General features: G+C 42.3%; 22 protein-coding genes. 14 read left to right on the plus strand and 8 right to left on the minus strand.

The genetic code is table 11. The annotated features are described in order from the left end of the window. Nucleotide 1 precedes the first annotated feature (1 nt). Nucleotides 2-919, plus strand: a complete 918-nt coding sequence (locus BLS49_RS14185) for an N-acetylglucosamine kinase (protein ID WP_091231609.1) — start codon at nt 2-4, stop codon at nt 917-919. A gap of 102 nt (nt 920-1021) precedes the next feature. Here BLS49_RS14185 and BLS49_RS14190 read toward each other — a convergent pair whose 3' ends face one another. Continuing rightward, nucleotides 1022-2227: a GNAT family N-acetyltransferase gene (locus tag BLS49_RS14190; RefSeq protein ID WP_091231612.1), complete on the minus strand. Its 1206-nt coding sequence runs from the start codon at nt 2225-2227 to the stop codon at nt 1022-1024. 319 nt (nt 2228-2546) lie between these two features. Here BLS49_RS14190 and BLS49_RS14195 point away from each other — a divergent pair, with 319 nt between their 5' ends. Beyond that, nucleotides 2547-3461 carry an AraC family transcriptional regulator gene (locus BLS49_RS14195; RefSeq protein ID WP_091231616.1) on the plus strand — a complete coding sequence of 305 codons (915 nt, stop codon included), beginning with the start codon at nt 2547-2549 and terminating at the stop codon, nt 3459-3461. 97 nt (nt 3462-3558) lie between these two features. Next, entirely contained in the window at nt 3559-4473 is a 915-nt protein-coding gene (locus BLS49_RS14200; protein WP_091231619.1) for an MBL fold metallo-hydrolase, read from the plus strand. A gap of 99 nt (nt 4474-4572) precedes the next feature. On the opposite strand, the gene BLS49_RS14205 is transcribed toward BLS49_RS14200, so the two are convergent. After that, nucleotides 4573-5892, minus strand: coding sequence for a DUF5050 domain-containing protein (locus BLS49_RS14205; RefSeq protein WP_175471419.1), 1320 nt, complete (start codon nt 5890-5892; stop codon nt 4573-4575). 196 nt (nt 5893-6088) lie between these two features. Between BLS49_RS14205 and BLS49_RS14210 the strand changes: the two genes are divergently transcribed. Next, entirely contained in the window at nt 6089-6547 is a 459-nt protein-coding gene (locus tag BLS49_RS14210) for a MarR family winged helix-turn-helix transcriptional regulator (protein WP_091231626.1), read from the plus strand. 4 nt (nt 6548-6551) lie between these two features. Beyond that, nucleotides 6552-7400 (plus strand): DUF6544 family protein, encoded by an 849-nt coding sequence (locus BLS49_RS14215; protein ID WP_091231629.1) that lies wholly within the window; start codon nt 6552-6554, stop codon nt 7398-7400. A 21-nt stretch (nt 7401-7421) separates the two neighbouring features. Here BLS49_RS14215 and BLS49_RS14220 read toward each other — a convergent pair whose 3' ends face one another. The 4 genes from BLS49_RS14220 to BLS49_RS14235 form a co-directional block, all read right to left on the minus strand. Beyond that, nucleotides 7422-8846, minus strand: coding sequence for a M14 family metallopeptidase (locus BLS49_RS14220; RefSeq protein WP_245742423.1), 1425 nt, complete (start codon nt 8844-8846; stop codon nt 7422-7424). A gap of 249 nt (nt 8847-9095) precedes the next feature. After that, nucleotides 9096-9329, minus strand: a complete 234-nt coding sequence (locus tag BLS49_RS14225; RefSeq protein ID WP_091231636.1) for a hypothetical protein — start codon at nt 9327-9329, stop codon at nt 9096-9098. Between the two features lie 76 nt (nt 9330-9405). Beyond that, entirely contained in the window at nt 9406-11676 is a 2271-nt protein-coding gene (locus tag BLS49_RS14230) for an alpha/beta hydrolase family protein (RefSeq protein ID WP_091231640.1), read from the minus strand. Between the two features lie 90 nt (nt 11677-11766). Next, nucleotides 11767-13116, minus strand: a complete 1350-nt coding sequence (locus BLS49_RS14235) for an amino acid permease (protein ID WP_091231644.1) — start codon at nt 13114-13116, stop codon at nt 11767-11769. A 194-nt stretch (nt 13117-13310) separates the two neighbouring features. Here BLS49_RS14235 and BLS49_RS14240 point away from each other — a divergent pair, with 194 nt between their 5' ends. From BLS49_RS14240 to BLS49_RS14275, 8 genes are all read left to right on the plus strand, one after another. After that, on the plus strand, nt 13311-14549 hold the full coding sequence (locus BLS49_RS14240; RefSeq protein ID WP_091231648.1) for an MDR family MFS transporter: 1239 nt from the start codon (nt 13311-13313) through the stop codon (nt 14547-14549). 253 nt (nt 14550-14802) lie between these two features. Further along, nucleotides 14803-15156, plus strand: coding sequence for a YmaF family protein (locus BLS49_RS14245; RefSeq protein WP_091231650.1), 354 nt, complete (start codon nt 14803-14805; stop codon nt 15154-15156). A 452-nt stretch (nt 15157-15608) separates the two neighbouring features. Beyond that, the gene (locus BLS49_RS14250) at nt 15609-16775 is read left to right on the plus strand and encodes an outer membrane lipoprotein-sorting protein (RefSeq protein WP_091231653.1); all 1167 of its coding nucleotides are present in this window, start codon (nt 15609-15611) and stop codon (nt 16773-16775) included. 178 nt (nt 16776-16953) lie between these two features. After that, nucleotides 16954-18138 (plus strand): alanine racemase, encoded by a 1185-nt coding sequence (alr, locus tag BLS49_RS14255; RefSeq protein WP_091231656.1) that lies wholly within the window; start codon nt 16954-16956, stop codon nt 18136-18138. A 250-nt stretch (nt 18139-18388) separates the two neighbouring features. Then, the gene (locus tag BLS49_RS14260; RefSeq protein WP_091231659.1) at nt 18389-18670 is read left to right on the plus strand and encodes a CopG family ribbon-helix-helix protein; all 282 of its coding nucleotides are present in this window, start codon (nt 18389-18391) and stop codon (nt 18668-18670) included. Nucleotides 18671-18673: 3 nt separating this feature from the next. Next, nucleotides 18674-19024: a type II toxin-antitoxin system PemK/MazF family toxin gene (locus BLS49_RS14265; RefSeq protein WP_091231663.1), complete on the plus strand. Its 351-nt coding sequence runs from the start codon at nt 18674-18676 to the stop codon at nt 19022-19024. Between the two features lie 217 nt (nt 19025-19241). Then, nucleotides 19242-19631: a DUF4190 domain-containing protein gene (locus tag BLS49_RS14270; protein WP_091231666.1), complete on the plus strand. Its 390-nt coding sequence runs from the start codon at nt 19242-19244 to the stop codon at nt 19629-19631. Nucleotides 19632-19803: 172 nt separating this feature from the next. Beyond that, nucleotides 19804-21978: a Tex family protein gene (locus BLS49_RS14275; RefSeq protein WP_175471421.1), complete on the plus strand. Its 2175-nt coding sequence runs from the start codon at nt 19804-19806 to the stop codon at nt 21976-21978. A gap of 88 nt (nt 21979-22066) precedes the next feature. Here the strand turns inward: BLS49_RS14275 and cmpA are convergent, their stop codons facing one another. Further along, nucleotides 22067-22204, minus strand: a complete 138-nt coding sequence (cmpA, locus tag BLS49_RS14280; protein WP_091231671.1) for a cortex morphogenetic protein CmpA — start codon at nt 22202-22204, stop codon at nt 22067-22069. Nucleotides 22205-22285: 81 nt separating this feature from the next. Beyond that, nucleotides 22286-22630: a hydrolase/acyltransferase gene (locus BLS49_RS14285; RefSeq protein ID WP_091231787.1), complete on the minus strand. Its 345-nt coding sequence runs from the start codon at nt 22628-22630 to the stop codon at nt 22286-22288. A gap of 100 nt (nt 22631-22730) precedes the next feature. Here BLS49_RS14285 and BLS49_RS14290 point away from each other — a divergent pair, with 100 nt between their 5' ends. Beyond that, a complete protein-coding gene (locus BLS49_RS14290) occupies nt 22731-23225 on the plus strand; it encodes a SprT family protein (protein WP_091231676.1) in 495 nt (164 codons plus the stop codon). Nucleotides 23226-23253 lie beyond the last annotated feature (28 nt).

Here is a 23253-nt window from a genome sequence, read left to right on the forward strand (position 1 = left end):
TATGGCATATATCGTTGGAATTGATGGGGGTGGCACGAAGACAGCTGTTATCATTACCCATGAGCAGGAAGATACTTTATTAACCTTTACAGTAGGGCCTATTAATTATAACGGTGGTGATGCTAATGCTATTGCTGCCTCCTTTGAGGAAATTTTTAATCAAACGAAGCTCTACTGCGGTAATTTACAAGAAGTTGCCCATATATGTATAGGTGCGGCGGGAATAAGTAATCCACTAGTCGTCAATTTTTTGGAGCAGCATGTGAGAGATAATGGTTACACAGGCCCATTAACGATTACTGGTGATCAAGAAACAGCACTATACGGAGCACAAAATGCGATGCAAGGCATCATTCTCATTGCCGGTACAGGATCGATTTGCTTCGGAGTCAATGAAAAGGGAGCGCAGCATCGCACAGGTGGCTTTGGACATCTGATTGATGACGAGGGAAGCGGCTATAGCATTGGGCGCGATCTATTATCCGTTTTAGTTCAAGCAGAGGACGGAAGAATAAAGGATACGATCATTCCAGCGATGGTGTATGAGCAGCTTGGACTAGGCACTGTGAAAGAGATAATTGGCTTTGTTTATGATAAAAATACGACGAAAAAAGATATTGCGCAGCTCGCACCGATTATGACATCCGCATGCGAGAAGGGTGATGCGCATGCGCTAGCGTTAGCGGAGCAATGTGCAGCCAGTCTGTATGAACTTATAGTGCCTGTTATTGAGCGACTTAAGCTGTATGATAGTCCGATTGCGATTGCAGGAAGTGTGCTGCAAAAGTCTCGCTTTGTGAAAGAAGCATTAGAGCGAAAGCTTGCTCAAAGCTATCCGCAAACCAAGCTGATCTTGCCGATTAAGGATGCCGCCTACGGTGCTGTGCTGTTAGGAAGAACAAAAATGAACAACGATTAACGTTTATAGCTACAAAATAAGGGTGTGTCATAAGTCCGAGCAGTTGGACTTGCGACACACCCTTTAATTAATAGGCTGTAAAATAGTATGAATCAAAAATGCTCAAAATTTATCGGTCAAATAAAACACAGCTTGTTGTTTCGGGAATAAAGCTTGCAAAATATTAGCATGTTCAGCACTGTCCTTTGCTGCGCCTGCCTCATTATAGCCAAACATGATATACGTCATTAGATCACGCTCATCCACAACTATTGAAGTATAGACATTTTCATGATTACTAGCATCGGAAACGGAAAGCTGCTTATGCTTGTAATCCAGATAGATACAGTCCTCATTGCATTGCAGTGCAATATGCAGATCCTGGTTTGCAATTATGTTGCTACGGCTAAGACGATCTTCTAATTCAGGCTGAAGCTTATGGAAGGTTGAACTTAAGTTGATCATTTTCCACATTGCCATATTAATTTGCATCGATTGTGCTTGATGCTCTTGGTAATAGGAATATAGCTTATGATCCTCTGGCAACATCGCTAATATTTGTTTTGCATTCGGGCGAAGCTGACATAGGGCATGGAACATAGCTTCAACGCCGTCCTCTGCTTCGTTTAAATACAGCAATTCATTCATAAATACTTGTTCCGTATTCTTCTTCTCAATAATGCCATAAGCAACGATTTTTTCATTTCGGCGAAGCAGAAGACAATCTGCTTTTTTCCATTCTGGCCAGCTTAATAGATCATTCCAATACGTTTCACTGCGAACGACGGTATAGGTGCGATTTTGACTAAATTGTTCATAGATGAAACGAATATCATCGAGATAACGAGGTTCAAAAGGAATGATTTCGTCACTGCTTTGCTGTTCAAAGCTTACTGGCTTTTCAATTGCGTAGGCAGTCTCGGGAATAAGTCTCCAGCCAGCCTTTTCGTAAAACGCATGCTTACTGGCCAGAAGCAAACTTATATCATAATCGGTTCTTTTCATGTAAATTGTTTGTGCGTTAAGAATTTTGTGCGCTAGTCCCATTCCGCGATAATTTGGATCTGTACCGACGCTGCCCATTGCACCCGTTTTCAAGATCGCCTGACCGACTCTAATAGAAAGAGGAAAAATTTGTACATTAGAAGCAATCTCACCGTCAACCGTCGCAAACCATGTTGTATCTGGATCATATGAGGTGTCGAGGTCTAATCTTTCTTGGAAAAAAGCCCGGCCTACGGAAAAGCATTCATCTAAAATATCGTAAATCTTTTCAAGCTGCTCTCTAGTTGGATGGTTCATTACGATAATGTTTGGTGTCGTCGTCATCTTTCATTTCCTCCTGTGCCGCAATGTTAGGGCAAATTCAATATAAATAAAAAATGAGCTGATCATATTGAAATTTAATTTCTTAATTAACAGTTTAATATTGAAAAAAAATTTCGTCAACAAAGGAGTAGGGGAAGAATTGAGTTGACTTGATCCTATTCTAACTTGTAGGCTGGGGAACACTTGCGTTGATTAATGCAGGATTAGCTCAAGGGAAGAACCGCAGCGGGTTAAACTGGTTTCTTTTTAACGATTATAGTTAACGATCAGCAACTATGCTATATTAATTCCATCAATTGATGGGAGGCAGCAACTGGTTATGGAATTGGTAACAATAGGTCGTCTTCATTATCCCGGATTAATCCATGTCATGCGATGTGATTTAGAGACAATACAAGAGGGGAATATCGGTGCGGGAACCAGATATCGGCTGCTGCTGATTGAAGAGGGAACGGGGATCATTGAGCTGGATTCACAGAGCTACAGACTGATCGCCCCTGCGGTATACTGTCTTAATGAGGCAGCAAAGCTGGATATTTCAAGTTGTACGGGGCTGCAGAGCAAGGCGATTTATTTTAATCCGGATATCATAAACAACCGCTTTACTTTTCAAAATCTCGCAGATCCAGAAGCGCTTCTGGGCAGCGATTCACAGGATGTATGGTGCTTGAACCCGTTTTTGGAGCGTTCACCATATTATTATGGCTGCATCCCGTTAGATACCGCTACAGCGCGCCATATTTCGAATTTGCTGGAGCAAATCGACGAGATCCTGTTCACGCAGCATGACACGTACTGGCCCTGCCGCAGCAGATCGTATTTAATGGAGCTGTTGTTTTTGATTAGCCGTAACTACAAGCTTACTCTATCTCCTTCAGAAATTCCTCTCATTAAGCTAGACGACGAGCTTAAAGCTGTTGTTACATATCTGCATGTTCATTATCGCGAAAAAATTAAGCTGGAGCATCTCACAAAGCTTTTTCATACGAACAAAACAACGTTAAATGCAAAATTCAGAGCTGGCACAGGTCAATCCGTTATGACCTATCTGGGTAATATACGCATGCAGACTGCGGCCTCGCTGCTGGGAAATACACTGCTTCCGAACGATGAGATTCTTCACATGATCGGATATAGTGATGACGCTCATTTCATACGGAGCTTTCGGAATTACGCCGGGTGTACGCCAACCGAATACCGCAAGCTGCATTGCTGGCTGACATCACATCATTAAATTGTCGATTTGCAGTTCATTTCGGTCGATCCGCCATGTTCCCCGTCAGGTTGGTTGAGATACAATCACTCCAACAAGACATAAGGGGGATTATGAAATGAACGGAAAAATTGTCCGTCGTGTTCAAATGTGGAGTATGGTCGCTATTTTGGTTGTTTGGATGACTGGTTGTTCAGGGACAGTTAACAATCAAGAGGTTAATAGCAGTTTGACGGAGAATTCGGTGCAGCAGTCTCAGAATAAGCAGGGTGAGGCCAACGGGATAAATGACGCGGATCAGGGGGCACAAAAGGAAGAGGGAGCTATCACACTAGATACAACTACGCTCAAAAATGATTCAGGCAAGACCATGATTAAGCTTCTTACAACTTCCAAAGAAACAGCCAGACATGATTCTTATGCGATTGTGTCTTCCAAGGGAACGGTAATAATAGCAGACCCGAACCTCGTTCCAAACACAAATGGTCTGATTAAAGCAGATATAGTTACCGTAAGCCATACTCATCCGGATCACTCTGATCCACAGTTTCTAGTGCCCTATTTGAAGCAGAAAATTGAGGGAAGCCGGGTTTCCCGTTACAAAGAGGAGACATTTACGGTAAATGACGTTATAGTCACAGGTATTCCCGCGAGCCATAGCAGTGAATTTAATCCTGCCAATCCTACGGATATGATCTATTTATTTGAGGTAGATGGCCTCAGAATAGCCCATTTTGGAGATATGGCACAGACTGAGTTAACCGAAGATCAGCTTAAGGCGCTTGGAAAAATAGATGTATCTATTTCTGTTTTTTCCGATGCCGGCGGATTTGGGTTTGGTAAAGATAAGACCGTTAGAGCACTGGAGCAGCTTAAACCAGCGATAGCGATGCCGGGACATTACGAGCCTGAGACAGTAGAGTATATTCTGGAAAAGCTCAAGATTGAGGATCGCACGGAAAGCGATACGCTGTTTGTTAGCAGGGAGGACATCGATAGTCAGAGTGGTTGGCGATATGTGTTGTTAAAATAATAATAAACACAAATGACCCGTAAAGCTGGACACTTTATTTAAAGTGTTCATCTTACGGGTCATCGTTCATTCACGTCTTTTTACAATGTAGCTTTGGGTCTAAGGTTTGGTAATGAGCAGGACGCTTGACACTTTGTCATCAGTGAGTTTAACGGATGCTTTACCATCATCATTCATTCGATAGAGACGATAGTTGTCGGCTGAATTGGCATAGAAAATACCTGGAATTCCTTCTTCATAGGTGGAGTTGTCCCATTCGATTCCCTCCAGCTTTTTAGTGGACAAATCGTCGTTAAGTACATAGGTTCCGCTGCCTGCAAACAGGATGGTTGACTTGACCTTACCGTTATTCATAAGGTTTATGATACGTGAAACATTGGTTCTTTGAATTGTTTTGGTGGAAGTCACTTTGTTGTTGGTAATGGTGCTAACATGGGCTTTACCATAGGCATCTACATAAGCGAGCTTGTTAGTGCCAGAATTGACGATGTCGTATACCCCAGTCTTATTTAGCGGAAAGGTTGTTCCACTTTTCGTAATAATATGCCCCTTGCCAAGTGTGTAATCATATTCTTTTTTCGAGTCCAGTCGAATCCCTTTATTGTACACATAACCATCGTTGATCCAAGAACCTGAATATACTGCGTTTACGTCCAGTGGAGCTTTGGCGTTAACTGCTTTGGCGGTTCCGCCGTTGATCGGCAAATAGTAAAGAACTACGCAGTCGGTGGAATACTGTGTTTCAGCCGGATTCGTATTGACCATCAGATACAGGGTAGAGTTATACGTGTGTACAAAAAACGAGCCTTCTACAGCTCCGGATGCAATCCATTGTACATTACCGCTTCCGTCAGCCGCTTTGGAGGCTGCCCAGGTGGTGTACCCATCTTTTAATGCATTATAGTATATACGTCCATTTATTATAGAGAAATTAGGAAATTCCGTGTTGGCATGATCTGCGATCAGCTTGGCTTCCGCGTTGCTCGATGCATCGCCTAATGCACGATAGATGTTGCCGTCCTCATTCATGTAGTAAACATAATTGCCTGATGTATCATAATATAAAATTTCCTTATCTCCACCAAAGTTGCTTGGGGCAGTCAAGGGCGCACTTAACGAAATTCGTTGCAGAGTTGTGATAGAAGTGTTTTCATCATCATAGTAGTAGTACATATAGTTTCCGGCTTTTCTTACCTTATAGCCTTCAAAGCTGTCCTGCATTTTCTCGGAAGGACTGCCATCAGTTTTTACACGATACAGACTATCATCATCTGATAAATAATAAACGATGGCGTTGCTGGAAGCAGCTGTTGCTGCCTTTTCGGCAGCAGCCTTTCCTGGAATGCTTCCACCAAATATGAGTGCAAAAATGGCCAGGGTGAAGATGAATTTTTTTACTGGATGTCTTGTCATTGTCATTGTTTTTTCCTCTCCTACGTAATAGTTGTTGTAAAACATGATGCGTGTAAACTTATTGTTTTATCGGTATATATTAGAAGATAGTTTATAGAGGCACTGCAAAATTCATTATTTGTGTGCTTTAAATTATTGACAAAAAGGTAACTGGTTACATAAAGTAAACGTAACTAGTTACCTTTAAGTGGGAGGAGATCACATGAAGGATATAGGACAGAAGGAATATATTTTTGGAAACATGTTTACATTAGCCAATCGAATGCAAGTACTAGGGGATAAAGAAGATCCTAACATTACGATTAAGCAATGGCTCTTTATCGCCATCATTTTGAAATTTGGGGATCGATCACTTGCGATCAGTGAGATTTCCGCATTGATCGGGAACTCCAGGCAAAATGTAAAGAAGATGGCTGTAATTCTCGAAAAGCAAGGTTTTGTTCAATTGATTAAGGATTCTAAGGATGCACGTATGATTCGAGTTTGTCTGACAAAAAAATGCATGGATTATTTTGAGAAGAGAGAGGAAGTTGAAAGGCTCTTTATAGATAAATTGTTCAATGGGTTTGATGAGGATTTGCTAAGAGGATTTTACAACGGACTTGTGAAGCTTTCTGATAATATCGCTGAAATGGAGAAGCAAAATGAGAAGGAGGAATAGAAGAATGGGGATATTTTTAGGAGTGATTATAGTAATTGTAGGCTTGATCGTTATATTTTTTAACATTCCTTACTCTAAGACTACACGGGAATTTAACATCTCTATTAATAGAGAAAAACAAGCAATTGCTATGAACAATGAGAAAGAACAACAATATTTTACGGAAGCAGACATTGCAGATTTACCTGCCCCTGTACAAAAATATTTTAGGTATTGCGGATTTATTGGAACACCTAAAATGTCCTATATGAAAGTAGCTTTTAACAATGTTGATTTCTCGTTAGGCAGAGGTAAATCTACGATAAAAGTCGATTATACACAATATAATATAGTAAATAAACCAATCAGAATTGCATTAATTGATAGCTCCATGTTTGGAGTTCCATTTCAAGGCATTGATTCGTACATAGATGGCAAAGGCTCTATGAAGGGTGTAATAGCAAAGCTCATTACGCTGTTTGATCAAAGAGGTGAAGATATGGACCGAGCGAGTCTGGTCACTTTTTTATCTGAGAGTCTATTGGCTCCTGATGCTGCATTGCAGGATTATGTAACATGGGAAGAAATCGATGATTTGCATGCAAAAGCAACTATATCCTGTTACGGGACAAGCGCTAGTGGGATATTTACCTTTAATGAAAAAGGGGAAATGACTTCTTTTACAACAGAGGATCGAGAAGCCATTGCAATGGATGGGAAAAGAGAGCAAGTAACATGGACGGCCATCATTAGCGATTATGAGGACCATAATGGCATTAAACAGCCGACTACGTTACAAGCGGTTTGGAATTATGATGAGGGTGATTTACTATATTTTGATGGAATTCATACTAGCATTGAGTATGGGTTTTAGATATATGAATAATAAATCTAATTATTTGGTAGCTTCAGGAGCAGCTTCTTCCATTGGCTCTTGAAGCTCCAGCTTGCGACCGTCGATCCACCAATTGCCATTCTCAAAAGAGGCGAGCAGCCACTTATCCCATTTTCCTGTTACCTGAACAGTTTGCGGGGAGGCAATAGACACCTTCGGAGAGAATGAGTCCGGATATTTATAAGTAAGGGTATCTTCCTGCAGGTTCACCGTTGCATTGATATTCTCAATGTTGATCAGCATTCCTGGAGAAGGATGAATCCACCCTGTGCCTTGATGGGTATTTACCTGATACCAGTCGCCCTTCTGTGCAGTAATTTCGACCTCCTGCGGCTCCAGATCAGAAACCCCGCTCGAGGCATTGATTTTAGAATATAGTTTCGTGTCTCCTAACAAGCTCATGGTCTGCTGCAAATATTGAACCTTTTGCTTCTCAAGCCATAGTGCATATGATTTCTGTGCGGAATATAAAGGAACCCCGACATTTTCGGCCCAGATTCCTTTAAAAGTACTTAATGCCAAGCTTCGTTCACCAACATATTCCCCGATCTCGATGGTCAATCCAGGGCGGTCAAATTCTTGGATAAACCAATCCTTATACCCTCCTCCGGAAGGGTTTTTCTCCGGCTGAACTAGAGAGTATCCTGTAAGCTTACTAATATCCAAGGCTATTGATTTATCTCTTGCTAGATTTTTACTTAATGTGTTGTAATGCCAGAATAAGATTTCTCCTGAACTATGATAGGCAATAGTTAATTCAGGATCGATTTTATATGTAAAATTCATCATGATCTGCACTTCCAGAGCTTGAGCGGGCTGCTTCCCTTTATAATTTTGATACCATGGGTATCCCTTGGAATTCTTAATATTACTCCAGTTAGCAGGATATTGACGATTAAGATCGATCCCCTGCATATTCGCTTTCCAGCGGTTAAAGTTAGTACTGTTACCATTATATTGTTTTAACGTTTTTGCTAAGGATGAAGATAATCCGGCTGTTCCCTGCTGGGACAGGGTTACTCCGTCTGGGTTCACCATGGGTACAATCCAGATTGTGACTTTGTCTAGTAAATCACGTATGTTATTTTTCGAAATCTCTGCATTATTATAATAAGCAGCAGCATATGTATCTATCATTTTCATCAAAAGAGTAGTGGTCATCCATTCCCTGGCATGATGTGATCCGTTAAGAAATATAGTCGATTCGCCTCTGCCAAGCTTAATCGCCCAAAGCTCTCGACCGTACTTGGTCTGTCCCAGGGATTCATAGGATATGAGCTCAGGGTATGCCGCAGCTAGCTTCTCGATATCTCTTTGCATAATTGAATAGGAATAGACCTGATTCGGGTTCACTATGGCTGAGGACGCTTGTACTGAATTTGGTAATCCAATGAGAGAACCTAGCAGCATAAAACATAAGAACAATAGTAGTCTCCTGCAAAAAACTTTTCTTGTAAGCGATGTCTTCATCAATACTCCACATCTCCTATTATGTCTGTCATAAATAGAATATTATAAGATAATGTACCTACTTCGTCAATTAGTATCAGGTAGATAAATGAGTCTAAATTACTAGATTTTAAAGCTTGCAGAACATAAAAGAGGTGTCCAAAAGCCATAACAAAATGGCTCTGGCACCTCTTTTATAATTGTCCGGTAAATGAATTATTTTGATCAGATAAGTGCGATGGCAAGTAGGGTGAAAAGGCTTAATGTCAAAATATCATTAGCAGCAGAGTATGGGTACGGATAAAAAGCAGATGTTTGCACATTTCCTCTAGACATTGGACGTAAATAAACATAATTGTGGTCGACATCAACGATTGTTCCTTTATAATGACTTCCGTCTCTAGTCAAGATACGAACATTTCTATTCTTCAAACGCATACAGTTATAATAGGCTTCCATGTATTCACTCATCCTCCTTTGTATTAGGTTATGAGGAGAATGTGTGATGGTAACGGCTATGATACATTTCGCAGGATTAATTGTAATGGATGCCGATATCATCAAGCATAATGATACCTGGCCCTCCGTTAATCCGGAAGGTCAATCGCTTGATTCCTCCAGAGAGATCGATTACTGGATTAGCCTCGGTAAATGAAGACAGAGGGATCATATAAGTTTGAAATACGGCTTCTGTCGGGTCTTTATATTTACCGTCTGACAAGTTAAGATCCAGCCAGGGAAGTAAAGTGTATCTGGTTTCGGGAAGTGGCGAGATACTCATGAATCTGGACAAGGGCTGGTGAGATATTACGCCATCCACGCTTTCAATTTCCACATCGATATCAAGTTTTGATAATTCGTCGATCTCTGTCTCAAGCTTAGTTTCCAGCTCGTAGCTGCGATCCGATAATGAGAAGGAGAGATATTGCGATTTCGATGAATTCGTAACCTCATCACCCGAAGGAGCCGCATGCTTCCAGCTAATACTGTAGGTCGAGGCTGCCGTTTCTTCACCATCTCTTTCGAGTACGGCTCCGCGTGTCCCTTTACCCGATCGGCTTCGATTTTTAGCTTCTTCTTCTTTCCACTTAACTTCCTTGCCAACTGCTGTTCCACCTTGCGGAATGCTCATCCGATTAGCATCTTCATCGAAGCGAGCCCAAGGAACAAATTGTCCGCTCTCATACCGATTTAAATAGGATGTCTCCGGCAACCAGTGAAGGCCAGTACGATAATCATGAAATAAAGGAAGATATTGCTCCTGTTCATGAAGTGTTGCCTCAAGAAAAGCAGAAATATATACTTTTGCAATTTTTCTTTGTTCTTCTGCAGACAACATTCCTTTCCGGCTTAACAGAATACCCTTCGGATAGCTTATATCATGTCCGCCCCATCCACTGTTAAATTGACTATGGTTCGCATCAGCAATGTACAGGGAAGCTTTGAAGTCTGTTGTATTTTTGGTGAACGTAGTACGGGCGTATTGGCGTTCTCCATCAAAATCTTTCACATCACCGTCACGTGCGCCCTGGAGAGTCAGGTAGTTCACATCCTGCAATTTGGTGTACATTCCATCGATTTTTTTATCGGTTGGTGCAATAGCGGCAACTGCTTGAATGTTATATTCATCTATATCATCTAATGTAGTATCCAAAGCAAACCAACGCTTGTAATCCGCTGCCATTGCTACAGCTTGCCCTCCACGTGAATGACCAATCAAGCCAATCTGAGAAAAGTCCACCTTATTATAAAAAGAGGTGCTTGGATCGACTGCGAATTTATCAATTTGCTGTAAATGCTTCAAAAGAATCCAGGCACGAGTTTGCATATCATTATCCGGAATACCCGTCCATACAGAATAATTAAGAAAATTTTCGTCTACCGATACCGCAATAAATCCGCGGCTCGCAAGAAGCTCTCCGAGATAGGCATAACCGTCATCAGAGTAGTCTTCCATCAAATGATTGCCATGAACGATCAGGACAAGCGGAAATGCACCCGTTCCTTCAGGCATCCATACTCTTCCGTTAAGGGGGAGAGCAGCTTGATTAAAGCCCCAGTATACGGTTCTGAATTTGGACCATTTTGTAATATATGTGCTCGCGTCCACAGAATCAGAGACTAGATCAACTCTCTTGCCAAATTCAGCTTGCCATACATCGTTGCCGCTTCCGTAATTGAAATGCTGTACTTTATATGGACCATTCTCAGCAGGGTTCTCGGATGACATTTCATCTACTGAATCCATTTGAATAACGGCAGCATTCTCATATTTGCTAGGCCACAGTACGATGGTTATACAGGCTGTGAAGATCACTGCAACAAAGCCTATTTTGTTATATAGGTTTACTCTTTTATTCATGAGCAGGCCGAAGGATAATCCAATAAGCAATCCGGCAATCATAATAGCTATTGAGATATATGCTGCAACAATAAAGTCCTGATCCTCTATGAAAAAGGCGACAAATGAAGCTGCCCAGCTAAAAATGGCAGAGCCTGCGAATAATCTGGGGACAGGTAATCCCGTCAATGCTAGTAAAATTGCGATAGCATGAGATATTACATACATGGCTGTTGTACCGGCCAATGCGAACAGCATGATATCGATGAGGGCTCCAAAGCCAGTAGGCATTCCCATCGCAGATAATGAAAACACGAAGATGCCGGCCCCCCATGGGCCGGCAATGCTGCTACGCCAAAAGGCGGTATCGTATCGGTAGGTTTGTCGTACTCTGTTTGCCAGCTTAGCACGAAACGGAATTTTCGGTTTTTTTACAACATACTCAGTTCCTAATTGAATCTCCATAATTTCCTCCAAAAGGCAGGCCAGGATTTATAAAACCCGATAACACTCATTTTATCACGGCGGTGTTAACGGAGATACAGGAGAAATCAGTTAATCCTTATTCGATTTCGGTTGGAAGCGGAATTTGGACCATATTGTTAAGACAACGAACACAACAAGACAAATACCTATACTAATCTGGTTCTGAGCATCAAACAAGAAGAACAGAGCGATAATGGATAGACAGCAAATTCCGAAAAGAGTGATGTAAGGATATCCCCAGAGCTTGAAGGTTGGTTTGGAAGGATATTGTTTTCTAAGCTTAAGCTGGGCAATACATATGCTGATCCATACAAGCAGCACGACAAAGCCAGGAACAGCCATTAGCAGACGGAACAATCCCTCTTGTGCAAAATAAGCAATCATGGAACCGAGTATTAAGACAATAGCGCTTAATCTAAGGCTGTTTACTGGAACTCCTTTGGATGATAGGCGAGCTAATGATGGTGGTGCCTCTCCGCCGACGGCCATAGAATGAAGCATACGTGTTGCCCCGTAAATCCCGGAGTTTGCGGCTGATAATACAGCCGTGATCAGTATGAAATTCATCAAATGTGCAGAGCCTTGAAGTCCTGCGGAAGTGAGCACCTGTACGAAAGGACTGGCGTTCTCATTCAGACTGTTCCACGGAATTAATGTACAAATGACAAGAATGGGCAGCGTATAAAACAATATGACTCGTAAAATAAAGCTTTTTACAACCCTAGGCAGCACTTTTTCTGCATTCTGTGTTTCAGATAACGTAATCCCGATCAGTTCTGATCCGCCATAAGAGAACATGACAACAAGCAGGGCTGAGAAAATCGCTGCATATCCGTTAGGAAAAAAACCACCGTATTTGGTTAGGTTATGCAGGCCTGTGGTCTCTGCTCCAGGAATGATCCCAAATACAATTCCAGCACCTAATACGATAAAAACAATAATCATACCTATTTTGATTGCGGCAAGCCAAAATTCAAATTCACCGTAGCCGCCAACACTCAACATATTTATAGCTACGATAAACAATGCGCAGACCAGGCTAAGAATCCACAGTGGGATATCAGGCAGCCAAAATTGCAGAAAGCTTCCCGCAGCGATAATCTCGATTACACAGACCGAGTACCACATGAAGCAATAGAGCCAACCAACAACGAAGGAAACACGTTCCCCCATAGCATTCCGTATAAAATCTTTCATGTTTAGTCCAGGGTAAACCGTTGCCATTTCAGCAATAGCCCCCATCACAATAAGGAGAAGCAGACCCGCAAATGCGTAGGAGAATACAACTCCAGGGCCAGCCAAGCTTACAGTTTCCGCGCTTCCCTTAAAGATGCCCGTACCGATAACTCCCCCCATAGCCATAAAGCTGATATGGCGTGGCAGAAGTCCTTTTTGCAGTGATGTTGGATTTGATTTCAAATCTATAAGCCTCCTGAAAATCTAGAGTTCGATGCACTTTTGATGTACAGATCATATTACAACAAAACCTGGTGTGAAGGAAATGACATTACTTTACACTAATGAAGTGATATAGTATGATCACTTAACATAATTGATCGTTGTTCAATTTTATCATTTGGTTAAAATTTACATAATTTAAGAAGGTGTGCTTCATGTTTAAAGCTTTTAAAGGCATTCATCCATTATCATGGACGATCATAGTGGGTACGATTTTTGGCCGTATGGGAACATCTATGAGCATCCCGTTCCTGTCCATTTATTTGATCAAATCATTAGGAGCATCCCCTTCAGAGACAGGCATAGTCGTAGCGGTCAGCTCCCTCATTGGGGTATTTGCCAGCTTTTATGGCGGATATATCTCGGATGTAATCGGGCGAAGGTCGGTGATGTTCATCTCCGTATTTGGCTGGGCATTCGTATTTATTGGATTTGCGCTTGCAGACGAGATTTGGATGTTCTTTGTTGTGAATGCACTTAACGGATTGTGCAGAGCTTTATTTGAGCCGACATCGCGTGCATTGCTTGCTGACATTACACCTAAAGAAAATAAGCTTCTTGTATTCAACCTCCGATATGCGGCTATTAACCTAGGTGTAGTCGTCGGACCGATCCTTGGACTTCAATTAGGTTTGTCGTCATCAGGGGGAGCCTTCTATATTGCCGGTCTCATCTATTTCTTGTATGGCATTGTATTGGTCATTCAATTCCTGATCAACTCTCAGATGGGGAGAAAGGCTGAGCGCAGTGAAGCGGACAAGCTCTCTTTAGCTGGAGCCATGAGAGTTACAGGAAGCGATCGCACGTTTGTGTACGTGTTGATTGGGATGATTTTTTGCGTGCTTGGATATGGACATTTTAGTTCGACGTTGCCACAGTACATGGAAATGAGTCCTGATATTACGGACGGAGCTAAATGGTTCAGCTATATGCTATCCTTAAACGCCGTTGTTGTCCTGATCGTTCAGTTTCCACTTGTCCGAATGGCCAGTCGCTTCTCGCCAATCACTCCTCTAATTGTTGGGAATATATTTGTCTCATGCAGTTTGTTTGTTTTCGGGGCATTCCATACCGTGTCCGCTTTTTTGATAGGGGTTGTTATTTTCACGGTTGGAGAAGTTTTGATGTTTACAATGACCGATGTGCTGGTAGATCAAATCGCCAAGCCGGAATTAAGAGGGACTTATTTCGGAGTTTTCGGTTTTAACAATCTCGGTAACGTTATAGCTCCGTTGCTAGGCGGGTATTTGCTGGATATATACGGATCATCCTCGTCGGTTCTTATTTTTACGATTGTTGCACTGACCACAGCATTTGGATTACCGTTTCTTCTTTTGGGACGCAGGCATATGCATATGCAACAAGTGCAAGAAGAATATGCTGAGAAGATGTGAAGGAAGCTTCAAATAGAATGATCGTAAGCCCGTCGTTGAATAAGCGACGGGTTTATTTTGTAAGTAGAAAACAAACAAATTAAATTGATTTTGATCTATACAGGGGTTACCTTGCCAGAGGGATAAGCGGAGAACACATTACTCGACTATAGCAATATCCAGAGAGTGTTAGTATAATGCGCCATTGCCCACACTTCTCATTCGCTATTTCATAAGATATTAGGATCATGATATCGAATGGAAAGGTGGCTACATGGTGCGGAAAACATCTCAAAAGCGGAGTACAGGAACAAGAAGTCAAAGACATGTGCATGAGTTCGAAGGAAGTACAAAACTTGCTGAGCAAGGCGCTGACAGACATAACCACCGATTTGCAGGAGTTACAGGGCAAGCAATTCGTGCTGGCAACAGTCATGTTCACGAAATTGACTTATCGAAAACTGACTTTTTGAATCATTTTCACAATCTCAAGAGGATCAGAACTGGACCTGCCATTCCTGTAGGAAACGGTAAGCATGTTCATTTCGTAACAGGATCGACAACAGTAAATGATGGACATAGACATCAGTTTAATTTTGCAACATTAATCGATAGACCACTCGTATAAATATAAATGGAGTTAGCAATTGATGAAGTATGGAGAGCAGAACTATTTCCTGCAAAAGTACATCTTTTCTAAAAAAATAAGCTTGAATTAGCAAAATAACTGCAAAAGTACATCTATATCTCACTTAGTTTACTTTCCTGACCAAACTAGCATAGGATTCCTGCATTTTTGCATTTTTTTTACTTCATCGAGATTGTTCTCTTATGAAAGCCTGCACTTTTGCAGGCTTTTACTTTCGTGTGAAACATAAATGCATATATAGTGTTCAATTCTTACATCGGGCCATCATGTATCTATAGTCGCAAACAATAGCATGAACATTGTAGTACCAGACTGTAGCTGTACAATATTTCGTTGCATGCTCGTCAAGATTGTCCGCATAATCGTCCAAGGTCCCTCATAGACATGTTATCAGTTTAGGAAATCAACTTGCAGAGGGGATGGATGTTCTCATGCGTCGGATCACAATGATGTTAACCATCGTGATAGTGCTAAGCATGGTACTTGCGGCATGTGGAAAAAAAGACGCCGCGGGTGTTGTCAAGGATTTGGACAAAGTCGTTACGAAGTTGGAGAGTTACCAGGGTGCTGGCACCATGACGCTGTATACTGGTGATAAGCCCCAAGAGTACAAGGTAGAGGTGTGGTATCAGAACCCTTCTTTTTACCGGATTGCGCTTACGAATGCAGAGAAGGATGTAACTCAAATTGTACTTCGCAATGAGCAGGGGGTGTACGTGTTGACGCCTAGCCTGAACAAGAGCTTCCGCTTCCAGAGTGATTGGCCGGAGAATCAAGGGCAGGTGTATCTTTACCAGACTCTAGTACGCAGCATTCTAAGCGATAATTCACGGCAATTTGTAGACGATAAAGAGAGCTATGTTTTTGAGGTGGCGGCTAATTACAATACGCATGCTCTCGTCCGTCAAAAAATATGGCTGGCAAAAAACGATTACGCGCCAAAACAGGTTCAAGTATCAGATGCACAGGCTAAAGTGGTTGTTGAGGTGAAGTTCGATAAATTTGATTTTGATGCAAAATTTGATAATAAATCGTTTGATATGCAGCATAATCTGGATACAGCGGCACGGGATTCGCAAGGAACGATGCTTGAGGTTGATGAGAATGGAATGCTGGTTGAAAAGTCAGCAGCAGGTACGAATGGTAGTAATCAAGAGTTCCAGGATGATTGGACGGCGCAAGGCGAAGGAACTGGGGAGCCTGTTGCAGGTCCGGAGGGCTCGGATTCTTCAACAGCACAATCATTGCCAGCCTTGTCAGATCCGTTTGGAGTAATTATTCCGACTTATCTCCCTGATGGCGTAGTATACAAAGATGACAAAGTCGTTGATGATAGTGAGCGAAGCCTGGTATTACTGAGATACGACGGTACATATCAATTCACGCTCTCGGAATCAAGATCTCCTGACCGAACTGCTTCATTAGTGGCGGGTGAATTGGTTGATCTAGGATTTACAGCTGGACTGTTGACAGGGGAGCAATTACAGACCTTGACCTGGACAATTGACGGTCTTGAATTCCGAATTACAAGTGATAATCTTCCATTAAATGAAATGGCAAAAATCGCCGCTTCTATGCAGGACCAAACGGGTAAATAATACATTATAGGCGGATTGCGGAAATTTCTGATAGATGCACAGTCTAGCGGAATCCGTCTATTCGCCTCTTTCTATATTTTGGCCTTCACACAAATTTGACAGTCGCTTCTTTGAACATTACCATTAATGTATTGTTTTAAGATTGGACTTTCAAATATTCAGAGAAGGTGACCTAGAAGTGCAAGTGAATTATCGACCCACCCAAGCGGAAATAAACCTAGATGCGCTGTATAACAACTATCAAGAATTGCGGCGTGGATTACCAGCTGATACGAAGTTTTTAGCCTGTGTCAAGGCCAATGCCTATGGGCATGGAGCAGTGACTATAGCCAAAGAGCTGGAGCATTATGGTGCAGATTACTTGAGTGTAGCTTTTTTGGATGAAGCACTGGAGCTGCGGAATGCTGGTATTACTCTCCCGATTCTAATACTTGGATATACGCCGCCTGAAGGTGTACGTGTCGCATGGGAGCACGACATTACTGTGAATTTATTCAGTGAAGATGTGCTGGAGGCGATCGCAAAGCTTGATCCTTCTGAGTTTCCTAACAAGTTGAAGGCCCACATTAAGATCGACTCTGGAATGGGACGTTTAGGCCTATTGCCAGGAGAAGGTGCAGTTGCTTTTATACGCAGAGCACAACAAATTCCTCATTTGGAGGTAGAGGGAATGTTTACACATTTCGCTACAGCCGATGAAGAAGACAAGAGCTATACATTGGAGCAATATCGTCGTTTTCAGAGCGTGGTCTACGCACTGCGGGAGAATGGAATTGAAATCCCGATAATACATACGGGTAACAGTGCCACTGCCATTGATCTTCCGGATATTACTTGCCAAATGGCGAGACTCGGCATCGCTTTATATGGATTGTATCCTTCCAATGAAGTAAAGCGGGATCGGGTTAAGCTTACTCCAATTATGTCACTGAAGACTAAGGCGGTATGGGTTAAATCATTGCCGGCACGTTCTTCAATCAGTTATGGAGCAAGGTATGTAACTAGTGGAGAAGAGAAAATTGCTACCATTCCGATTGGCTATGCCGATGGATATTCCCGGATGCTTAGCGGCAAGGCGCAAGTACTGATACGTGGACACCGCGTTCCTGTTGTCGGAACGATTTGTATGGACCAATGTATGGTTTCGCTACAATCTTTAGCTGAAGAGGCTGAAGAAATTCAAGCGGGAGAAGAGGTTGTACTCATCGGCCAGCAGTCAGGTGAGGAAATCACCGCAGACGAACTGGCATCTGCTATTGGAACTATTCACTATGAGTTGATATGTATGTTGGCTCACAGAGTCTCTCGGGTGTACAAAAAGTCGGCACAATCTGACATTATTGTGAACCCGTTGTTGCCTTAATTGTGACAATTGACAAAAATCAACAAAACTTTTCCTGAATATGAAGGAATTTATGTCTGGATATCGAATGATACAATAGATGGAAATGATCAAGTATGTACGGCGATCACTTTTTTGATTATAATGATTGCAGCATACTTGATATACTCTAGGCATATACTTCTTTGTATAAATTTCCTTGAATAATGCAATACTGAGTTAGAGGGTCAAGGGATCAGGGTTGACAAGGTTTTGGGGGTGGAAGTTGAAGATGGCCAATATGCACAACACCAAAAGAATCATGATCAGTTTACCGGATCATCTTTTGCAAGAAGTGGATGGAATCGTGGCGATGGAAAATTCTAATCGCAGTGAGCTGATCAGGCAGGCCATGAAGCTGTATTTGAATGAGCGGAAGAAACGTTTTATCCGAGAGTCGATGCAGCGTGGCTATATGGAGATGGCCAAGATTAATTTAACCATGGCCTCCGAAGCGTTCCATGCGGAGGAAGATGCAGACATCACTCTGGACCGCCTAGTAAGCGGGGTGTAACTATTGATCGTAAAGCGCGGCGATGTATTTTTTGCAGACCTTTCACCTGTTGTTGGTTCTGAGCAGGGAGGGGTAAGACCGGTGCTTATTATCCAGAATGATATCGGTAACAGATTCAGTCCAACAGTTATTGTTGCTGCAATCACAGCGCAAATTCAGAAGGCAAAGCTGCCTACTCATGTCGAAATTGATGCAGCTACTCATGGATTTGATCGGGATTCCGTTATTTTACTGGAACAGATCAGAACAATCGACAAACAAAGATTAACTGACAAAATCACGCACTTAGACGATGAGACTATGAAAAAAGTGAATGAAGCTTTGCTTATCAGTCTTGGTTTAATTGATTTTTGATGATAGAGATCGGCGGTATATCCGTCTGTTTGGACGCTTCGAATTTTTATTCGGGGCGTCTTTTTTACTGGAATGAAAGTAAAATTCTATTAATATTATAATTATGAATTGGAATTGTAAAAAATGGTTGGTAACATAACAGGAATTGAAGTAATATTAAGGGTAGAAAAATGAGTAATCTGTCATTTTATGTATCATTATAAGGAGGATCAACTGAATGAATCAAAATTCTTCAGATGAGTATCGTTACACTACATTCAACAATCAGCCTCCAACATATTCGGAACAGCAAAACCAGTTCGGGGATATGCCAATGCAGCCTGTAGCTCCACCGAAGACTAATGGAAAAGCTATTGCGGCTTTGGTTCTAGGTATTTTGGCTCTGTTCATTCCATATGTTGGATTTATTCTGGGTATTGTCGCTATCATCATGGCCAGCCTGTCCTTCAAGGAAATGAAACAGAATCAGGAACAAGGTAAGGGGCTTGCTATTGCAGGTTTAGTCTGTGGAATTGTTGGAACAGTGATATATGCTATTCTTATCTTTATTGTTATTTTGGCAGTAGTTCTTTTCTCGACCACTCCAGACATGTACACTAATTTTTAAAAAGCAAACTAAGAACATCATACTTTTCAGGTATGGTGTTTTTTTGTTATCTGTAGATACTTGCTGGAAAAGGACCTCGAAGTTTGTGATAATAAGGACAGGGTAATTTTAGAATGAAAGAGGGATTCTATTGTCACAATCCGCTAAGAACAACACAACAGCTCAAGACAAAATAGAAAATGGCGATCAGGAAGCCATCATTAAGCAGATCGCAAAAGAACTTAGTCTGTCATTAAAGCAAGTACGAACAACGGTGCAGCTCCTTGATGAAGGGAACACCATACCATTTATTGCACGTTACCGTAAAGAAATGACTGGAGAACTGGATGAGAATCAGCTTAGAGATATTGAAGAGCGTAATCAATATCTTCGAAATTTGGAGGAGCGCAAACAGGAAGTTATTCGCATAATTGCGGAGCAGGGAAAACTCAGCGACCAATTGGAGGCTGACATCCGTAAAGCGGTCAAGCTGCAAGAAGTGGAGGATCTTTATCGTCCTTATCGTCAAAAGCGGAAAACGCGTGCAAGTGTAGCTAAAGAGAAAGGACTTGAGCCACTGGCAGAATGGTTGTTATCACAGCCTAAACAGGATGATCCACTTACGGAAGCCTCTACATACATTGATAGTGAGAAGGGTGTGGAATCGGCAGAAGATGCACTTCAAGGAGCAATGGATATCGTAGCAGAGATGATTGCCGATGAAGCGGCAACCCGTACCTGGGTACGTCAATATACGATGGATCAAGGAGCCATTGTTTCAGAAGCGAAATCCCCTGACGAAGAGTCTGTGTATGAAATGTATTACAGCTATCGTGAACCAGCAAAAAAAATTCCGTCACACCGTATTCTTGCAATTAATCGCGGTGAAAGGGAGGATGTGCTGAAGGTTTCGCTCGATGTAGAAGCGGAACGAATTTATCGTTATATAGCCGGAAGGTGGATTCAAGGTCAGTCGAAGACGGAGGAAATTCTGCATACCGTTATTGAAGATGCGTATAAACGGCTAATTGCTTCCTCAATAGAACGGGAAGTAAGAGCTGAATTAACGGAAAAGGCTGAGAGTCAGGCGATTTCAATCTTTGCCGGCAACCTCCGCAGCTTGTTGCTGCAGCCGCCAGTACGCGGCAAGCATGTACTCGGAGTTGATCCAGCATACCGGACGGGCTGTAAGCTGGCAGTAGTTGATGATACAGGCAAGCTGCTGGAAGTTGCCGTCACTTATCCGACGCCTCCGAATAACAAGAAGCGGGAAGCAGGGGCCAAATTTCATGAATTAATGGATAAATACGCAATCTCGCTTATTGTAATAGGCAACGGTACTGCATCGCGTGAGACAGAACAATTTGTTGCTGAGGTTATTACGGAGCGTAAAGACAATGATCTGGCTTATTTGATCGTCAATGAAGCTGGAGCGAGCGTATATTCTGCCTCCAAGCTGGCACAGGAGGAGTTTCCTGATTTGGATGTTGCAGAACGCAGTGCAGTATCTATTGCGCGTCGTCTGCAAGATCCGCTTGCTGAGCTTGTTAAGATTGAACCCAAGGCGATTGGCGTAGGTCAGTATCAGCATGATGTATCCCAAAAACATCTCGATGAGAGTCTGAAAACCGTAGTAGAGTCTGCGGTGAACCATGTCGGTGTAGACGTGAATACAGCCTCGCCTTCATTATTGTCTTATGTATCAGGAGTAAATGCTACGATAGCCAAAAATATCGTAAAATTCCGCGAAGAGAACGGCAAGTTCACAAGTCGGAAGCAATTGCAAAAGGTGCCTCGCTTAGGGGCAAAAACATATGAACAATGCATTGGATTCCTGCGAATTCCGGAAGGAAAAGATCCGCTGGACCGTACACCGATTCACCCTGAATCTTATGATGTGGTCAATCGTTTGTTTGATGAGCTGCGCGTGGAGCTCGGACAGCTTGGTTCTAAAGAGCTGGCAGATAAACTGTCTGCCCTCGAGCCTGAAATGCTTGCTACACAGCTCGGTGTCGGGGTTCCGACGCTACGAGATATTCTGGACAGTTTGCAGCGACCAGGACGTGATCCCAGGGAAGAACTCCCATTGCCGATTTTCCGGACGGACGTACTCAAGATTGAAGATCTGGTTCCAGGTATGGAACTGCAAGGAACTGTACGTAATGTAATCGATTTTGGGGCATTCGTTGATATCGGAATTAAAAATGATGGCCTGGTCCACATTTCTCAATTAAGCAATGGATTTGTCAAACATCCGATGGATGTTGTATCCGTAGGCGATAATGTAACCGTATGGGTGCTTAATATTGATTTGAAAAAAGGCAGAGTTGGACTTACGATGCGTAAACCAAATCAGTCTAACTCCTAGAGATGTAAGCTTCGTCAAGAACGAATAAAGGCTGCCCTTCCGTCAAAAAATGACAGGAGGGGCAGCCTGATTTTACTTGCATATTGTTCTATTGAAGATGGCTATAATCATCACTTAAATGCTGCCGATTATAATAAAAGAACCAGCAATCATTAAGCAGCCTGATTTGCCTGCGATCTCGTTTATGGAAAGCACGCATAATTTGATTGCTTAGCCACTTTGGCACCAATATCTCCTCCTCCGGCACCCTTTGTACGTTAGCATATGGGGAAAAGCCGGGGATTGTGCAGGTCCTATAGCATATTCTTCAGATCATTCCTTCGTCTTCATACCACTGTTCAAGTTGGGCCTGAAGAGCCCGAATTTCTGTCAGCAAGGAGATCAATGGGTAGTTCTCTTCGCGAATAGCCGAAAATGAGGATTCGAGTTCATTAATATAATGAAGTCCGCTAGTAATTTGTAGTGATTCCTGAAGCAAGTCTAAATAATCGCACTCTGCAATTGCTCGTGGCAACACAGGTACTTGGTCGGCCGTCAATTTGTCAATTTCTTTGTTAAGCCGCAAATTTAATGCGCTTAGCTGATAAGCATATTCACTAGGCATTTCAACAAATTTTAAGTCTTGTTCCTGCTGTAGAATTACATATCTCATTTGAGCCGTCACAGTATAATCTCCTCTCTGTTACATCCTACTTGACAGTGTAGCGTAAGCTGAAGTTAAAATTCAAGTACAAAGAGAAAGGAGTATCGATGTGACTAACGAGCAGCTACAGTCCTGGGTGGAGGAAATATCACTTCACAGCTTTGGAATCCCGTTCCGCCACCAAGCAAGGTTCAACAGTCGGTTGAAAACAACCGGAGGAAGATATTTTATGAAGACGCATCACATCGAGATCAATCCGGGTCAGCTTGAAGCTTATGGTAAAGAAGAGGTAGAGAAAATAATCAAGCATGAGCTGTGCCACTACCACTTACACTTGGCGGGTAGAGGATATCGGCATCGAGACCCTGAGTTTAAAGCGTTATTAGCAAAAGTGAAGGGTAGTCGCTTTTGTCAATCGCTGCCAGGGAGGGCAACACGCAAATCTATACCATATCGTTACAAGCTTGTATGTACCAGTTGTGGTATGGAGTATCTTCGAAAGCGGAGAGTAGACATACAGCGTTATCGCTGCGGGAAATGCCGGGGGAAGTTAAGTATAATTGAGTTATTGCCAATGATCGGGAAGAGTCGGCGTGCGAAATAAAAAAGGAGCATTCCGCCACAAATATCTG

Origin of the sequence: Fontibacillus panacisegetis (assembly GCF_900102215.1) — a bacterium.
Lineage (GTDB): Bacteria > Bacillota > Bacilli > Paenibacillales > Paenibacillaceae > Fontibacillus > Fontibacillus panacisegetis.

Bases quoted from the DNA above. Each gene is read 5' to 3' on its own strand.
- BLS49_RS14210 (WP_091231626.1), top strand. From the start codon at position 6,089: ATGAAGGATATAGGACAGAAGGAATATATTTTTGGAAACATGTTTACA.
- BLS49_RS14225 (WP_091231636.1), bottom strand. From the start codon at position 9,329: ATGGAAGCCTATTATAACTGTATGCGTTTGAAGAATAGAAATGTTCGT.
- BLS49_RS14245 (WP_091231650.1), top strand. From the start codon at position 14,803: ATGGTGCGGAAAACATCTCAAAAGCGGAGTACAGGAACAAGAAGTCAA.
- BLS49_RS14195 (WP_091231616.1), top strand. From the start codon at position 2,547: ATGGAATTGGTAACAATAGGTCGTCTTCATTATCCCGGATTAATCCAT.
- BLS49_RS14285 (WP_091231787.1), bottom strand. From the start codon at position 22,630: ATGAGATATGTAATTCTACAGCAGGAACAAGACTTAAAATTTGTTGAA.
- BLS49_RS14215 (WP_091231629.1), top strand. From the start codon at position 6,552: ATGGGGATATTTTTAGGAGTGATTATAGTAATTGTAGGCTTGATCGTT.
- BLS49_RS14185 (WP_091231609.1), top strand. From the start codon at position 2: ATGGCATATATCGTTGGAATTGATGGGGGTGGCACGAAGACAGCTGTT.
- BLS49_RS14190 (WP_091231612.1), bottom strand. From the start codon at position 2,227: ATGACGACGACACCAAACATTATCGTAATGAACCATCCAACTAGAGAG.
- BLS49_RS14205 (WP_175471419.1), bottom strand. From the start codon at position 5,892: ATGACAATGACAAGACATCCAGTAAAAAAATTCATCTTCACCCTGGCC.
- BLS49_RS14200 (WP_091231619.1), top strand. From the start codon at position 3,559: ATGAACGGAAAAATTGTCCGTCGTGTTCAAATGTGGAGTATGGTCGCT.
- BLS49_RS14260 (WP_091231659.1), top strand. From the start codon at position 18,389: ATGGCCAATATGCACAACACCAAAAGAATCATGATCAGTTTACCGGAT.
- BLS49_RS14250 (WP_091231653.1), top strand. From the start codon at position 15,609: ATGCGTCGGATCACAATGATGTTAACCATCGTGATAGTGCTAAGCATG.
- BLS49_RS14270 (WP_091231666.1), top strand. From the start codon at position 19,242: ATGAATCAAAATTCTTCAGATGAGTATCGTTACACTACATTCAACAAT.
- BLS49_RS14240 (WP_091231648.1), top strand. From the start codon at position 13,311: ATGTTTAAAGCTTTTAAAGGCATTCATCCATTATCATGGACGATCATA.
- BLS49_RS14230 (WP_091231640.1), bottom strand. From the start codon at position 11,676: ATGGAGATTCAATTAGGAACTGAGTATGTTGTAAAAAAACCGAAAATT.